Source organism: Tenacibaculum singaporense, from assembly GCF_003867015.1.
GTDB lineage: Bacteria > Bacteroidota > Bacteroidia > Flavobacteriales > Flavobacteriaceae > Polaribacter > Polaribacter singaporensis.
This window is the reverse complement of the sequence record NZ_CP032548.1, coordinates 2,507,110-2,522,678: the sequence shown is the minus strand read 5'-3', so window position 1 is coordinate 2,522,678 and position 15,569 is coordinate 2,507,110. Positions and strand designations below refer to the sequence as shown.

At 31.8% G+C, this 15,569-nt stretch carries 14 protein-coding genes; 13 read left to right on the top strand and 1 reads right to left on the bottom strand.

What is annotated here, in order from left to right:
- Position 1 precedes the first annotated feature (1 nt).
- The 5 genes from ilvD to ilvA all read left to right on the top strand — a co-directional run bounded on the left by ilvD (position 2) and on the right by ilvA (position 6,908).
- On the top strand, positions 2-1,678 hold the full coding sequence (ilvD, locus tag D6T69_RS11095) for a dihydroxy-acid dehydratase (protein ID WP_125067796.1): 1,677 nt from the start codon (positions 2-4) through the stop codon (positions 1,676-1,678).
- A 166-nt stretch (positions 1,679-1,844) separates the two neighbouring features.
- Positions 1,845-3,578 carry a biosynthetic-type acetolactate synthase large subunit gene (gene ilvB, locus D6T69_RS11090; protein WP_125067795.1) on the top strand — a complete coding sequence of 578 codons (1,734 nt, stop codon included), beginning with the start codon at positions 1,845-1,847 and terminating at the stop codon, positions 3,576-3,578.
- A gap of 5 nt (positions 3,579-3,583) precedes the next feature.
- The gene (ilvN, locus tag D6T69_RS11085; protein ID WP_125067794.1) at positions 3,584-4,111 is read left to right on the top strand and encodes an acetolactate synthase small subunit; all 528 of its coding nucleotides are present in this window, start codon (positions 3,584-3,586) and stop codon (positions 4,109-4,111) included.
- A 24-nt stretch (positions 4,112-4,135) separates the two neighbouring features.
- Positions 4,136-5,638, top strand: coding sequence for a ketol-acid reductoisomerase (ilvC, locus tag D6T69_RS11080; protein ID WP_125067793.1), 1,503 nt, complete (start codon positions 4,136-4,138; stop codon positions 5,636-5,638).
- Positions 5,639-5,642: 4 nt separating this feature from the next.
- The gene (gene ilvA / locus D6T69_RS11075) at positions 5,643-6,908 is read left to right on the top strand and encodes a threonine ammonia-lyase IlvA (RefSeq protein WP_125067792.1); all 1,266 of its coding nucleotides are present in this window, start codon (positions 5,643-5,645) and stop codon (positions 6,906-6,908) included.
- 122 nt (positions 6,909-7,030) lie between these two features.
- Here ilvA and D6T69_RS11070 read toward each other — a convergent pair whose 3' ends face one another.
- Positions 7,031-7,396 carry a YchJ family protein gene (locus tag D6T69_RS11070; RefSeq protein WP_125067791.1) on the bottom strand — a complete coding sequence of 122 codons (366 nt, stop codon included), beginning with the start codon at positions 7,394-7,396 and terminating at the stop codon, positions 7,031-7,033.
- 161 nt (positions 7,397-7,557) lie between these two features.
- Here D6T69_RS11070 and D6T69_RS11065 point away from each other — a divergent pair, with 161 nt between their 5' ends.
- The 8 genes from D6T69_RS11065 to D6T69_RS11030 all read left to right on the top strand — a co-directional run bounded on the left by D6T69_RS11065 (position 7,558) and on the right by D6T69_RS11030 (position 15,564).
- Positions 7,558-7,962, top strand: a complete 405-nt coding sequence (locus D6T69_RS11065) for a response regulator (protein WP_125067790.1) — start codon at positions 7,558-7,560, stop codon at positions 7,960-7,962.
- Positions 7,963-7,965: 3 nt separating this feature from the next.
- Positions 7,966-8,505, top strand: coding sequence for a heme NO-binding domain-containing protein (locus D6T69_RS11060; RefSeq protein WP_125067789.1), 540 nt, complete (start codon positions 7,966-7,968; stop codon positions 8,503-8,505).
- Positions 8,505-10,229 (top strand): GAF domain-containing sensor histidine kinase, encoded by a 1,725-nt coding sequence (locus D6T69_RS11055; RefSeq protein WP_125067788.1) that lies wholly within the window; start codon positions 8,505-8,507, stop codon positions 10,227-10,229. Before D6T69_RS11060 ends, D6T69_RS11055 begins: the two co-directional genes overlap by 1 nt.
- Positions 10,230-10,231: 2 nt before the next feature.
- Positions 10,232-10,549: a histidine kinase gene (locus tag D6T69_RS11050; RefSeq protein WP_099216159.1), complete on the top strand. Its 318-nt coding sequence runs from the start codon at positions 10,232-10,234 to the stop codon at positions 10,547-10,549.
- Between the two features lie 10 nt (positions 10,550-10,559).
- Positions 10,560-11,270 (top strand): LytR/AlgR family response regulator transcription factor, encoded by a 711-nt coding sequence (locus tag D6T69_RS11045; RefSeq protein WP_125067787.1) that lies wholly within the window; start codon positions 10,560-10,562, stop codon positions 11,268-11,270.
- A gap of 96 nt (positions 11,271-11,366) precedes the next feature.
- Positions 11,367-12,908 carry a hypothetical protein gene (locus D6T69_RS11040; protein WP_125067786.1) on the top strand — a complete coding sequence of 514 codons (1,542 nt, stop codon included), beginning with the start codon at positions 11,367-11,369 and terminating at the stop codon, positions 12,906-12,908.
- Complete coding sequence (locus D6T69_RS11035; RefSeq protein ID WP_125067785.1) at positions 12,895-13,914, top strand: HlyD family secretion protein; 1,020 nt, start codon at positions 12,895-12,897, stop codon at positions 13,912-13,914. Before D6T69_RS11040 ends, D6T69_RS11035 begins: the two co-directional genes overlap by 14 nt.
- A gap of 285 nt (positions 13,915-14,199) precedes the next feature.
- Positions 14,200-15,564, top strand: coding sequence for a nucleotide sugar dehydrogenase (locus D6T69_RS11030; RefSeq protein ID WP_125067784.1), 1,365 nt, complete (start codon positions 14,200-14,202; stop codon positions 15,562-15,564).
- Positions 15,565-15,569: the final 5 nt, after the last annotated feature.

Genomic DNA, 15,569 nt, shown 5'->3' with positions numbered 1-15,569 from the left:
CATGGAACTAAACAAATTTAGTAAACAAGTAACGCAAGACGATACGCAACCAGCAGCACAAGCTATGTTGCATGCTATAGGTTTGTCGAAATCAGACTTAGAAAAACCCTTGGTAGGAATTGCAAGTACGGGGTACGAAGGAAATCCGTGTAATATGCACCTAAACGATTTAGCAAAATTGGTGAAAGAAGGAACCGAAAATGCCGATTTAGTAGGATTGATATTTAATACCATTGGTGTTTCTGATGGAATCTCTATGGGAACTCCAGGAATGCGCTATTCGTTACCTTCTCGCGATGTCATTGCTGACTCTATGGAAACGGTAGTGCAAGCGATGTCATATGACGGATTGGTAACTGTAGTAGGGTGTGATAAGAACATGCCAGGAGCCTTAATGGCAATGCTACGCTTAAATCGACCTTCAGTTTTAGTATATGGAGGAACTATTGCATCAGGATGCCATGAAGGAAAAAAGTTAGATGTAGTATCAGCTTTTGAAGCATGGGGAGAGAAAGTTGCGGGAACTATTACTCAAAAAGAATATCAAAATGTGATTGAGAAAGCATGCCCAGGGGCAGGAGCTTGTGGAGGAATGTACACTGCAAATACGATGGCTTCAGCAATTGAAGCTTTGGGTATGAGTTTGCCTTATAACTCATCCAATCCTGCGATTAGTAATGATAAAGAGCAAGAGTGTGTCAATGCAGGAGAAGCATTACGCGTATTACTAGAAAAAGATATCAAACCATCAGATATCGTTACCAAAAAATCGTTGGAAAATGCAGTACGATTGGTAACGGTTATGGGAGGTTCTACCAATGCAGTATTACATTTTTTAGCCATAGCAAAAGCTGCAGATGTGCAATTTACCTTAGAAGATTTTCAACGTATTTCTGATGAAACACCATTCTTAGCCGATTTAAAGCCTAGTGGAAAATACTTAATGGAGGATGTACACAAAGTAGGAGGCACACCAGCAGTTTTAAAATACTTACTAGAAGAAGGGTTGTTACATGGAGATTGTTTAACCGTAACAGGAAAAACTTTAGCAGAAAATTTAGCAACAGTTACAAGTTTAACGGAAGGACAGGAAGTAATTAAACCAACAGAACAACCTATCAAAGCTACAGGTCATTTACGAATGCTCTACGGAAACTTAGCTAAGGAAGGTTCCGTGGCGAAAATAACAGGAAAGGAAGGATTGTATTTTTCAGGAAAAGCAAAAGTTTTTGAAGGGGAATATGAGGCAAATGATGGAATACGAGACGGAAAAGTAGCAAAAGGAGATGTGGTCGTAATTCGTTATGAAGGACCTAAAGGAGGACCAGGAATGCCAGAAATGCTAAAGCCAACAGCTGCTATTATGGGAGCAGGGTTAGGTAAAGATGTTGCTCTAATTACAGATGGTCGTTTCTCTGGAGGAACTCACGGATTTGTAGTAGGGCATATCACACCAGAAGCACAAGAAGGAGGAGTAATCGCTTTAGTAAAAGATGGAGATACTATAACCATCAATGCAGAAACGAATACGATCAATCTAGAAGTTTCGGAAGAAGAATTAACTAAAAGAAAACAAGAATGGACTGCTCCACCTTTAAAAGTGAAAAGAGGAGTGCTATATAAATATGCAAGAACAGTAGCATCAGCATCTAACGGATGTGTAACCGACGAATTTTAATCGCAGGGCGATAGCCAGAAGATAAATTTCTTGAGGCTTGCCTAAAGGTGTTTGATTTTTAGATAAAGACAAGAGAATTAAGATTCAAGACTACATGTAGTAGCGTTAAAAATTTAATAAAATAACTAAGCATATAGCTAAAAGCTAAAAGCATAAAGCTGAGTTTATGGAAACAAAAACGAAACAACAAACGGAATTAGAAACAACAGAGAGTGTAACTATTACAGGTGCAGAAGCTGTAGTAAAATGTTTATTAGCAGAAGGAGTCGATTTATTATATGGGTATCCAGGAGGAGCTATTATGCCTGTATATGATGAGCTGTATAAATATCAAGATAAACTACACCATGTATTAACTCGTCACGAGCAAGGGGCTACTCATGCGGCACAAGGTTATGCGAGAGCTACTGGTAAGGTTGGTGTAGCCATGGCAACATCGGGTCCAGGTGCAACGAACTTAATTACTGGTATTGCCGATGCGCAGATAGATTCTACGCCAATGGTATGTATTACAGGACAAGTAGGAGCACACTTATTAGGATCTGATGCTTTTCAAGAAACAGATATCGTAGGTATTTCAACTCCAGTAACAAAGTGGAATTATCAGATAACTAAAGCAAATGAGATCCCCGAAGTAATGGCGAAAGCATTTTACATCGCCCGCTCAGGAAGACCAGGGCCAGTTTTGGTTGATATTACTAAAAATGCGCAGTTTGAAGAGTTTGATTTTGAATATAAAAAGTGTACATCAGTACGTAGTTATCAACCTGTTCCGAATATGAGTATGCAAAGTATTGAAGCAGCTGTTGAGTTGATTAACAATGCGGAAAGACCATTTGTAGTTTGGGGGCAAGGAGTAATACTAGGAGAAGCAGAAGAAGAATTTAAAGCTTTTATAGAGAAAGCTGGAATTCCATCGGCAAGTACGTTGTTAGGCTTATCGGCTTTACCAACCAAACACCCTTTACATGTTGGAATGGTAGGAATGCATGGTAATTACAGTCCAAATAAATTGACCAACGAATGTGATGTATTAATAGCTATTGGGATGCGTTTTGACGATCGTGTTACTGGGGATTTAAGCCGTTATGCGAAACAAGCTAAAGTGGTGCATTTTGAAATTGACCCTGCTGAAGTTGACAAAAATGTAAAGACAGATGTAGCTGTTTTAGGAAATGTAAAAGAAACCTTAACGGTAGCACTTCCTTTCTTAAAAGCAAATTCACACAAAGAATGGTTGCAAGAATTTAGAAACCTTGATGCTGTAGAGTTTGATAATGTGATAAAAAATGATTTGTTTCCAACGAAAGAAGGGTTAACAATGGGAGAGGTTATTAAGCAGATAAATGAAGCCTCTGAAGGAAAAGCCATTGTAGTTACTGATGTTGGTCAACATCAAATGATAGCAAGTCGTTATGCAGAATTTAATCAAACGAAAAGTAATATTACATCAGGTGGATTAGGAACTATGGGTTTTGCTTTACCTGCGGCAATTGGAGCAAAAATGGGAGCACCAGAGCGAGAAGTAGTAGCTGTGATTGGTGACGGAGGTTACCAAATGACCATCCAAGAACTTGGAACTATTTTACAAACCAAAGCAGCGGTAAAAATTGTAGTGCTTAACAATGAGTTTTTAGGAATGGTACGCCAGTGGCAACAGTTATTTTTTGACAAGAGATATGCTTCTACAGTAATGACAAATCCTGATTTTATAGCAATTGCTAAAGGGTATCATATGGAAGCTAACAGAGTGACCAAAAGAGAAGATTTGGCGAATGCTGTCCAAGAAATGATGCAGTCTAAAGAAGCCTATTTTCTTGAGGTTTGTGTAGAAAAGGAAGACAATGTATTTCCAATGATTCCAACTGGAGCATCAGTATCTGATGTTCGATTAAAATAAAAAATATGAGTACGAAAAACACCTATACAATTTCAATTTATACAGAAAACAATGTTGGATTGTTAAATAGAATATCAGCAATATTCCTACGAAGACACTTAAATATAGAAAGCGTTAATGTATCAAAATCGGAGATTAAAAGTGTGTCTAGATTTACACTTTTAGTAAAGGTTACCGAGGAACAAGTTAAAAAGATCATTGGTCAGATTGAAAAGCAAGTAGAGGTAATCAAAGCTTTTTACCATACGGATGAAGCAACGGTTTACCAAGAGTCATGCTTATTTAAACTAAGTACAGACTTGTTGATTCAAAATGATGAAATTCAAACCATCATCAACCAAAGTAAATCAAGGGTAATTAATATAAACAAAAACTTTTTTGTTCTTGAAAAATCAGGAACCAAAGAAGAAGTCGAAGAACTATATCACATTTTAGATAAGCATGGTATCATGCAATTTGTTCGATCTGGTAGAATAGCTATTACGAAAGATGAAATGCCAGTATCAAAATTATTACAATTAATAAAAGCATAAACAAACAACACAAATAGAATAGAAATGGAAAATTATTTCAACCAATTATCACTAAGAGAACAACTAGAACAGTTAGGAAAATGTAGATTCATGAATGCTGAAGAATTTTCAGAAAGAACAGCAGCATTGGAAGGTAAAAAAGTGGTAATTGTTGGGTGTGGAGCACAAGGATTGAATCAAGGATTAAATATGCGTGATTCAGGGTTAGATATTTCGTATGCATTACGAGAAGCTGCTATTAAAGAACAACGTCAATCCTATAAAAATGCAACAGAGCACGGTTTTGAAGTAGGAACGTATGAAGAACTGATTCCTACTGCCGATTTGGTATGTAATTTAACACCCGATAAACAGCATACACAGGTAGTAAATGCAGTAATGCCATTAATGAAGTCAGGAGCGACTTTATCATATTCTCACGGATTTAATATTGTTGAAGAAGGTATGCAAGTACGTAAGGATTTAACAGTAATTATGGTTGCACCTAAGTGTCCTGGAACAGAAGTAAGAGAGGAATATTTGAGAGGGTTTGGAGTGCCAACATTAATCGCAGTGCATCCAGAAAACGATCCTGAGAATAAAGGATTAGCACAAGCAAAAGCTTATGCATTTGCTACAGGAGGCCATAGAGCAGGTGTGTTAGAATCGTCATTTGTTGCTGAGGTAAAATCGGACTTAATGGGAGAGCAAACCATCTTATGTGGAGTGTTGCAAACGGGATCTATTTTGTCTTTCAATAAAATGGTTGAAGAAGGTGTTGAACCTGCCTATGCTTCTAAATTAATTCAATACGGATGGGAAACGATTACCGAGGCATTGAAGCATGGAGGAATTACCAATATGATGGATCGTTTATCAAACCCTGCAAAAATTAAAGCTTACCAACTTTCCGAAGAATTAAAAGAAGTATTAGCTCCGTTGTTTAATAAACACATGGATGATATCATGTCAGGACATTTTTCAAAAACCATGATGGAAGATTGGGCGAACGATGATGTAAACCTATTAACATGGAGAGCAGCTACTGGAGAAACGCAATTTGAGAAAACAGCTGCCACTTCTGAAGAAATTACAGAACAAGCCTACTTTGATAAAGGAACTTTGTTAGTTGCTTTTGTAAAAGCAGGAGTTGAGTTGGCTTTTGAAACCATGGTGAAATCAGGAATTATTTCGGCATCGGCATACTATGAATCGTTACACGAGTTGCCATTGATTGCCAATACTGTAGCACGTAAGAAGTTGTTTGAAATGAACCGTATTATTTCTGATACTGCTGAATATGGATGTTACTTATTTGACCATGCAGCTAAACCATTATTGACTGATTTTATGAAATCTGTACATACTGATGTTATTGGAAAAGAGTATAGTGCTACCAACGAAGTAGATAATCTAGAGTTAATTAAAGTGAATAAAGCAATTCGTAATCATCCTATTGAAAAAGTAGGAGAAGAATTGCGTGAAGCAATGACAGCTATGAAGGTAATAAAAACCAATGTCAGCAAAGAAGAACCCGTTTTAGCATAATCGTATGGAAGTTCAAAAAGAAACGTATTTTCCTAAATTAGAAGATATAGAGCAAGCTGCCGCAACTTTACAAGAAGTTGTGGCAGTTACTCCACTACAAGAAAACTTTAACCTGTCTCAACAATTTGACGCTAACGTCTTTTTAAAAAGAGAAGATTTACAGCAAGTTCGTTCGTATAAAATTAGAGGAGCTTACAATAAAATAAGCTCTTTAACGGAAGAAGAACTGGCAAATGGAATTGTATGTGCAAGTGCAGGAAATCATGCCCAAGGAGTTGCCTTAGCTTGTAGAAAAAAAGAGATCTACGGAACTATTTATATGCCTGTACCAACACCAAAACAAAAGGTAGAACAGGTAAAAATGTTTGGGGGTGATTTTGTAGATATTCGATTGATAGGAGATACGTTTGATGACGCGTATAAGGCAGCAAAACTTTTATCGGATAGTTTGCAAAAAACATTTGTACATCCGTTTGATGATGAAAAAATTATTGAAGGACAGGCTACTGTAGGGTTAGAGATTATAGAACAATCAAAGTATCCTGTCGATTATGTTTTTGTACCAGTTGGAGGTGGTGGATTGGCTTCTGGTTTATCAAGTGTTTTTAAGTTATTGTCTCCAAAAACAAAGATTATAGGAGTAGAGCCAGCTGGTGCACCTTCCATGAAAAAGTCGTTAGAAGCAAACAAAAATGTTGTATTAGAAAACATAGATAAGTTTGTTGATGGTGCAACAGTACAGCAAGTAGGAGCGTTGACCTATAAAATTTGCCAAGAAAATTTATCGGATATGATTACTGTTCCTGAAGGAAAAGTGTGTCAGACCATTTTAGAAATGTATAACAAAGAAGCAATAGTGGTTGAGCCTGCTGGGGCTTTGACTATAAGTGCACTTGATTTTTACAAAGAAGAATTGAAAGGTAAAAATGTAGTATGTGTTATTAGTGGGAGTAACAATGATATTACTCGTACCGCCGAAATAAAAGAACGTGCATTACTATACAGTAAACTAAAACATTATTTCATTGTTCGTTTTCCACAACGTGCTGGGGCGTTAAAAGAATTTGTAGCTGAGGTATTGGGAGAGAATGACGATATTACTTTTTTTGAATACTCTAAAAAAACCAATAGAGAAAATGGTTCTGCTGTTGTTGGTATAGAACTAGAGAAAAAAGAAGACCTGCAACCATTAATTCATCGAATGAAACAACGAAATTTTTTTGGTGAATACCTGAATGATAAACCCAATTTATTTGAGTTCTTGGTGTAAAATAGATAAAGCTGTCTAAGGTGTCATTTCGACCTAAGGGAGAAATCTTTTGAATATTTGTAACTCATTTGTAAGAGATTCCTCCTCGTACCTCGTTCGGAATGACATTGTTTTTGACAGCCTTATTTTTGACCAAGATATACCCAATGGTCATTTTCTTTACAAAAAACAGAGTTTTCGTGAATCACATCAATACTTCCATTTTCCATAAAAAAGGCTTTAAATTCAACGGTATTTTCTGTTGCGTGTAGCACTTCTAGCTTTATCCAATTAACAGCTTTTGTCCAAGCTAAAATTTCTTTCTTTTCTCGCTTAGAAGGTCTAGTACTGCTGTGGTAACTTTTTTGTAGGTAGTCAATATTCGCCAAAACAAAAGCGCTATATCTTGAACGCATTAAAGCTTCAGCTGAGGTAACTGAATGAATGTTTTGATGTGCTTTTTGACAACAATCACTATATTTTTTATTTGGATTGCAAGGGCATTGCATAATTTAGAATATTTGCTTCAAAAGTAGGTGAAAAAAGTAAAAAATCAATTCGTCTATAGTAAAACGCATTTCATCTATAGATAAACAGTTCTTTATCAAAGAAAAAAATTATAACTTTAAATTTAATTTATTTTTATCAAGTTAGTTTTTAATCCAAGGTTTTGAATAAAAAAATAAAAATACTCTTAATAGAGGATGATAAGATAGAGGTGTTAAAGTTTAATAGAGCTATTTTACCTGTTTCAGAAAATTTTACAATTACACAAGTAAACAATGGAAAAGAAGCTTTATCTTTATTGGAAAAAGATTTACCAAATATAATTTTATTAGATTTGAATATGCCTGATACTAACGGTATTGAGTTTTTATCTATTCTAAAAGATGATAAAAGATTAAAACATATTCCTACCATAGTACTAACAACTTCAGATAATAATAAAGATATTACAGAGTGTTACAGATTGGGAATAGCAGGATATGTTTTGAAGCCTTTGAAGTATCAAGATTATGAAAAAAAGATAGGAGCAATAATTGAGTATTGGAGTCTTAATGAATTTAAAAAATAAAATATGAAAGGGATTGTTTTTACCGAGTTCTTGGATTTAGTAGAGGATAAATTTGGTATTGAAATGGTAGATAAAATTATAGAACAATCAGAGTTGGATTCTGGTGGGGTATATACAGCTATTGGTACATACAAGTTTTCTGAAATGCTACAGCTGCTAGAGAACTTAAGTAATAATACAGGTGTTTCAACAGATGATTTATTGTTAGTATATGCAGAGCACTTTTTTTCAGTTTTAGAAGATAGTTATCCTGGGCTTTTAGCTACTTATAAAGATCCTATAGAGATGTTATCATCAATAGAAGATCATATTCATGTAGAAGTAAAAAAGATATATCCAGATGCAGAACTTCCAACATTTCTTGTGGAGGAGAAAAGTGAAAATTCACTTGTATTATTGTATAAATCTAGTAGAGCGATGCATCATTTTGGATTAGGTTTAATGAATAAAACGTTTGAACATTTTAATAGTTCAGCAGAAATAGTGTTAGAAAAAATAAAAAATGACGGAACTGAAGTAAGATTCATTATTAATAAAAATTAGTGAGTATAAAAGAAATAGAAATACTACAAAGAGCGCTAGAAAGACAAAAAAAAGCTAGAAAACAAGCAGAGAAAATACTAGAAGAAAAATCATTAGAACTATTTAATATTTCTCAAGAGCTAAAAATAGTTAATGAGCAATTAGAAAATCTTTTAGATGAAAAAAATTCACAGCTAAAAGGGATTTTTGAAAATATTAATGATGCTTATCTAGTGATGGATATTCATGGCAACGTGTTAAAAATGAACGATGTTGCTGTAAATTTATTTGGGTTTGATGTAAATGAAGAAGAAGTAAACGTTGTGAGCCTTATATATCCTGAACAAGAAGATTATGATTATGCGATGAATTCTTACGCAGAATTATTAAAAAATGGGTACTTCACAAACTACATAGCTAGGGTTATTACGAAAACGAACGAGATAAAATGGGTAAATATAAATTCAAGTGTAGTTTTTGATAAAAATAATAATCCAATAGCCGCTCAAGGAATTATTAGAGATATTACTAACCAAAGAAAAGAACGACAAGTAATTGAAGTTATAAGTAATACAGCCAAATCTATTTTAGGAAAAGAAGATATTTACGAAATAGCTTGGGAAATTTCAAAGAATATTGCAAACTATTTAAATACAGATGATTGCGTTATTTACTTAGTAAAAGAGAAGAAAAAACAATTAGAGTTAATAGCTTCCTTTGATAAAAGAGAAAGAGAAAATAAAAAAATATATGACAAAATGCGATTACCTTTTGGAAAAGGGGTGGTAGGAAGTGTGGCAAACTCAGGTATTTCAGAAATAATAAATAATACCAATTTAGATGATAGGTACGTAGTTTATCTCACACCAAAGCTATCAGAATTAACTGTACCTATAAAAAATGAGGATAAAGTAATAGGGGTTATAAACATAGAACATCAAGAACAAAATTACTTTACAGAAGAACATTTAAAAACCATAGAAGGTATTGCAGATTTGGTGTCACTTCAATTAAGAAGTGCATTAAATATTAAAAAACGTAAAAAAGTAGAAAAGAAAAATATTGATTTATTAAAAAAAGTAGAAAAAAGTAATCAAGAACTAGAGGAGTACGCACATATAGTTTCTCACGATTTAAAATCACCTATTAGAAGTATTCACGCATTAACCAGTTGGATTAAAAGTGATAATGCAGGAGTTTTTGACGAAGCAAGTCTTCAGAATTTTGAACTTATTGAAAATACTCTTGAAAAGATGGAACAATTAATTACTGATGTATTAGAGTATTCCAGCATTACTAATGGAGCTAAAGAAAATAATGATGTTGATTTAAATTTGTTAATAGAAGAAATTAAAAAAGTAATTTACATACCTAAAAATGTTTCAATAAAAGTTTTACAAGAATTACCAATAATAAAAGGAGACAAAACAAAATTTCAACAACTTTTTCAAAATCTAATTAGTAATGCAATTAAGTTTAATGATAAAGAAAAAGGAATTATTGAAATAGATGTAAAAGATCAAAACTCTTTTTATAAGTTTTCAATAAAAGACAATGGAATTGGTATTGAAAAGGAACATTTTGATAAAATTTTCAAAATTTTTCAATCTTTAAAAAAGTCGAAAGACTCCTCAGGTATTGGTTTATCTATTGTGAAAAAAATTGTAAATTTTTACAAAGGAGAAATATGGTTAGAATCTGAAATAAATAAAGGAACAACTTTCTTTTTTACAATAAAAAAGTAATTATGGAACAACCAAATCTATTATATATAAACGAACTTTCTAAGGGAGATGAAGAGTTTAAAAAACAAGTTATTGAAGTTTTAAAAGAAGAGCTTTCTGGAGAAATAGAATGTTATTTTTTACATATAAAAAATGAAGATTTAAAGAAAACTAAAGAAGTTGTTCATAGAATTAAACATAAAATGAGTATTTTAGGCTTAGAAAAAAGCTATAAAATAACCAACGACTTTGAAAACAATCTTGCAGATAATAGTGTAGAGAATAAAGAATATTTTGAAAATGTACTACCTATAATGCTTGATTTTTTGAAGATAATTTAAAAGATTACCTATGAATTGCATTGTTATAGATGACGAATTAATGTCGAGAATGATTCTTAAAAAAGTATGCGAACAAGTAAATGAGTTAAAGCTTGTTGGTGAGTTTTCTAATGCCATACAAGCAATAAAGTTTTTAAATAGTAATGAAGTAGATGCTATTTTTTTAGACATTCATATGCCTGATTTTACTGGTTTTGATCTGATTCAAACTTTAAAAAAGCCACCTAAGATTGTTCTTACAACCTCTGATAGAAATTTTGCTGTGGAAGCTTTTGAATATGATTTTGTTGTAGATTACATAGTAAAACCTATAGAATTAAGTCGTTTTAAAAAATCGGTAGAAAAAATTATAGCGGCAAAAGTAAAAGAAAACAATGTAAAACCAGTAGCCCAGACTCAATCTACTGATACAGATACACTATATGTAAACATTGATAGAAGATTGGTAAAGATAGAAATACCAAGTATTTATGTAGTGGAAGCTAAAGGGGATTATATAAAAGTTAAAACAGAAGAAAAAAATTACATAGTTCATAGCCCTTTAAAAAAAATAGAAGAAAAGTTGCCTACAGCATCATTCTTAAAAGTGCACAGATCATATATAATTAATATTAATAAGATTATTGATATAGAAGATAATAGTGTACTTATAAATCAAGATATAGTTCCTGTGAGTAGGTCTAATAGAAATGAATTAAAAAGGAGATTAAACTTGCTGTAATCGTCTCATCTGTATAAAAAAGCCATTAATCTTTAGTAAATAGTCAGTTAATCGATTATAATACTCCAACGTCCTTGTTATTGCTAGTTTTGAGTAATGAACAAGAGAAGTTTACATATCATTATATTAATTTTTACACCATTTTTTTTATTCGGACAATCTCTAGAGGGTTTAATTAAAGATGCAGAAAGCTTGGTTAAAAAAGCAGAAGTTACGTTAAAATTTCCAGAGAATGAAGCTAAGATATTTCTCCCTTTTCAACAATTCAAATTAGAAAAAAATAAAAATTTAAATCTATTAGAGATAGATTTAAAAACACTTGAATCTAATCAGTATAAAAACGATATAGGATTAGTGTTTAAAGCAAATGCAAATCATAATTTTAGTGATGCTTTAGATGAAGAAACAAACACTTCAATAATTACTAGTGTAAAAGCAGAAGTAGAATGGAATGTATTAAAGTCAGGATACTTTGAAAACCAAACAAAGGCTAAAAGGGTTGAAAATCAAATAGTAGTGTTAAAAGAGGAAAGTGATAAGGTACAAAAGGAGTTATGGAGAAGACAGTTTAAAATAGATTACAACTATGTTTTAAACAATGAAGTAATTAGCTTACAAAAAACATTTCTATCATTTGAAAATGATTACTTTGATTTACTGAATAAATTGTATTATCAAAAATTAATAAAGAGAGAAAAGTTAATACAAGTAAGTAGTCAAATACATGTTTTAGAGGAACAAATAAAAACGTTAGAGAAAGAAAACGTTCTACTAAGAGATAGTGTTTCTACAGCTTATTTAAAAATAAAAAAACTTCCACTATTAAAAGTACGGTTAGACAGCTTTTCACTTAAAGAAAACCCTACACCAATAAACGTTAAAGAAGAGAATATTCACTTACAACAGCATCGATTAAACGATATTAACTTATCGTTGTATGTAAATCAAAACTACCGTTATTCAGAAGCAATGCAACGGTATTTTCCTTCCGTAGGTATTCGTTTTAAGGCACCATTACGTTTTAATAACAGAAAGAAAATTATTGAAACAAAAATAAAAATTTTAAAAGCACAAGAAACAGATAAATCATTAGGTCAATTTAATAACACACTCACTTATATAAGTGAGTATAATGAAAAACTAAAAGACTTGCAAAATGAATACAAAAACTGGCAAATTTTAGAAGAAAGAATAAGAATACTAAAATTAATAAAAGAAGAATTTAAAACTCAAGATACAGGGACTTTATTGTTAGATTTTTTAGAAGAACAATTTAGAATATTAGAGAATGTTTTACAGTTAAAAAGACAGTTATATAAAGTAATAACAAGACTTTTTGAGCTAAATGAAACTAGTAAAATTGATGCTCTGTTTGTTCCTTATACATTTAAAAAAACAATAAATTTAGAAAAGTTAGTACTTGTAAATAGTAAAAGATACAGCCTAAGTTTTCAACTTAATTTTTTAAAGGCTAAACAATTAAGCGTAGCAGTATTGGAAAATGATTTAGTAATTCAAGAAAAACTAAAAAAAGCATCAATTAGTTATGTTTTGGTAAATAAGAGTACTAAAACAGTAGAGCAGTTTATAAAAGAAGAATTAGAAAGAATTAAAAGAAAAACAGATGAAAGCATTTAATTATAAAAAAGGAAAGGCAGTAATTAGAACGCTAAAAGAACCTGTAATTAAAAAGAAAAAGCTAAGCTTTGACAGGGCTTTGTATTTTATAATTATTCTTGGGCTTGCTGTTTGGTTAACAAGTTTTGTGTATAATAAAACCCTATGGTTAGAAGGTAATGGACAGATGTTAATGGAAAAAGTAGATGTTAATTTTACAAACGATGTAAGACTCAAAGAAATTTATATTAATGAAGGAGATACTGTTAGTAAAGGAAGTAAGTTGTTTAATTACTTTCAAAATGATTTTGATAGTGACGCATCTATAGTATTGAAAAACTTTGATAGAAAAGAAAAACAAAATAACAGCCTATTAGAAATAGAAAGACAAATTAATAGTAAGCAAGCAAGGTTAAAAGGATTGAAAGAAAGGCTTTCGTTTTTGAATATTCAAGAGAAAAAGATAACAAAACTTATTTTACTAGACGTATATACAAAAACAAAGTTAGATGATTTACTGACTCAAAAAATATTACTTGAAAGTCAAATAAAAATGGAACAGAGCGAATTATACTTTTTGCAAACAGAAAAGAAGTTAATTCAACCAGATACTCAATTAATAACAACAAGTAATGAAGATTATCAAAATACATATATATCACCAATAAAAGGGGTTGTTGGGCAAATTTTAAAAAGTAGCGAAGAAGCTTGTTACAAAACAGAAAATGTATTAACAATACATAATGTAGAAAAAGTTTTTATAAAAGCATATTTTAACTTAAAAGATCTGTCTAAAATAAATAAAGGAGCTATTGTAGAGGTAGAGTTTCCTGATAAAACAACTTCTAAAGGGGTGATTAATAAACTTTATATAGCAACCTATAAAGCACCAACTGAATTTCAAAAGAAATATGAGCCAACAGAAAGAAATATTTTAACAGAGATTATACCTTTACATAAAGAACAAATTTCTGATTGGGCTAAGTTTTATAAATTGAACTTAAAAATTAAAGTAGGAAAGTTTTAATAAGACTTTAAAATAAAAAAATGAACCTGTGAAGTTTACTTCACAGGTTTTTTGTTGTAGATATACTTGGGTGAAAGCTATACACAAGCAGCTACTAGAGAAAATGTGTTGTTTTTGCTGTCATTAATCGATAATATTTCTACTCACATAAAAACGATTAAAACCATTAATCTATAGTTATTGTTTTTTCATCTACAGAAAGTTTTTAGTAAACCAATAACCACTCAAATAGCTTAAAAGCCAGTGTAATTTAGCAGTATATTAATTAACAAAAAAACAAACAAGATGAGCACAGCGTTAAAAACAAACAGGTTACAGGTTGAAAATCAATTTCCAAAATTAGCTTACAAGAAAAACCAATTATTCACTAACCTTTTAGAGAAAAAAGAAAACATGGCAGTTGTAGGTTTAGGATATGTGGGGCTTCCATTGGCTGTACATATGGCATCAAAATTTAAAGTAATTGGGTTTGATGTTAATGGTGGCAAAGTACTACAGTTAATGCAACATAAAGATCCATGTAAAGAATTACCTTCAGAAGAGTTTAAAGGAAAGGATATAAGCTTTACGTCGAATGATGAAATTTTAAAAGAAGCTAAATTTTACATCGTAGCGGTACCAACTCCTATAGATGATTTAAAAAAGCCAAATTTAACACCGTTAAAATCAGCTACAGCTACGATAGCAAAATACTTAAAAAAAGGAGATTGCGTGGTTTTTGAATCAACAGTATTTCCAGGGTGTACCGAAGAAGTTTGTGTGCCTATTTTAGAAAGAATTTCAAGATTAAAACTAAATAAGGATTTTACTGTAGGATATTCACCAGAAAGAATTAATCCAGGAGATACACAACACACATTTACAAAAATTAAAAAAATTGTATCGGCAAGTACAGATGAATCTCTTGAAACAGTGGCAAAAGTGTACGAAGAAGTAGTAACGGCAGGTGTACACAGAGCACCAGCAATTAAGGTAGCTGAAGCTGCAAAAGTGGTAGAAAATATTCAAAGAGATGTAAATATTGGTTTAATGAATGAATTATCACAAATTTTCAACGCACTAGAAATTAACACAAAAGATGTACTGCAAGCTGCAGGAACTAAATGGAATTTTCATAATTATTTTCCAGGGTTAGTAGGAGGGCACTGTATAGGAGTTGATCCGTATTATTTAATACACAAGGCAAAAGAAATGAGGTATACTCCAAAGCTACTTGAGCAAGTTAGAGAAGTAAATGAAAGCATGATAAATCACATTGTTTTACAAATAGAAAGAAAGTTATATGCTAAAAGATTTTTAAAAAATAATATTTCAATTTTAGTAAAAGGAGTAGCTTTTAAAGAAAATGTAAATGATATTAGAAATTCTAAAACAGCAGAAATGTGTTTAGAACTTCAAAAAAGAGGATATAATGTAGTAGTGCAAGACTATATGGTTGATCCAAAAGAAGTAAAGAAACGTTACGGACTTACCATTAAAAACACCACCTCGGAAGCGTTTGATGCAATCATTTTAGCTGTGGATCATGAAGATTATAAGCATCTAGCATACTACGATTATTTAAAGAATGGAACGAAAGAAACATTAATTTTTGATGTTAAAGGAGATAAAAAAGACAAATTTCCAGCAGAAGTATATATGTCATTGTAAAGTAT

Excerpts from the sequence above, each read along its gene's own strand:
- ilvD (WP_125067796.1), top strand. The coding sequence starts at position 2 with ATGGAACTAAACAAATTTAGTAAACAAGTAACGCAAGACGATACGCAA.
- ilvB (WP_125067795.1), top strand. The coding sequence starts at position 1,845 with ATGGAAACAAAAACGAAACAACAAACGGAATTAGAAACAACAGAGAGT.
- ilvN (WP_125067794.1), top strand. The coding sequence starts at position 3,584 with ATGAGTACGAAAAACACCTATACAATTTCAATTTATACAGAAAACAAT.
- ilvC (WP_125067793.1), top strand. The coding sequence starts at position 4,136 with ATGGAAAATTATTTCAACCAATTATCACTAAGAGAACAACTAGAACAG.
- ilvA (WP_125067792.1), top strand. The coding sequence starts at position 5,643 with ATGGAAGTTCAAAAAGAAACGTATTTTCCTAAATTAGAAGATATAGAG.
- D6T69_RS11070 (WP_125067791.1), bottom strand. The coding sequence starts at position 7,396 with ATGCAATGCCCTTGCAATCCAAATAAAAAATATAGTGATTGTTGTCAA.
- D6T69_RS11060 (WP_125067789.1), top strand. The coding sequence starts at position 7,966 with ATGAAAGGGATTGTTTTTACCGAGTTCTTGGATTTAGTAGAGGATAAA.
- D6T69_RS11050 (WP_099216159.1), top strand. The coding sequence starts at position 10,232 with ATGGAACAACCAAATCTATTATATATAAACGAACTTTCTAAGGGAGAT.
- D6T69_RS11045 (WP_125067787.1), top strand. The coding sequence starts at position 10,560 with ATGAATTGCATTGTTATAGATGACGAATTAATGTCGAGAATGATTCTT.
- D6T69_RS11040 (WP_125067786.1), top strand. The coding sequence starts at position 11,367 with ATGAACAAGAGAAGTTTACATATCATTATATTAATTTTTACACCATTT.
- D6T69_RS11035 (WP_125067785.1), top strand. The coding sequence starts at position 12,895 with ATGAAAGCATTTAATTATAAAAAAGGAAAGGCAGTAATTAGAACGCTA.
- D6T69_RS11030 (WP_125067784.1), top strand. The coding sequence starts at position 14,200 with ATGAGCACAGCGTTAAAAACAAACAGGTTACAGGTTGAAAATCAATTT.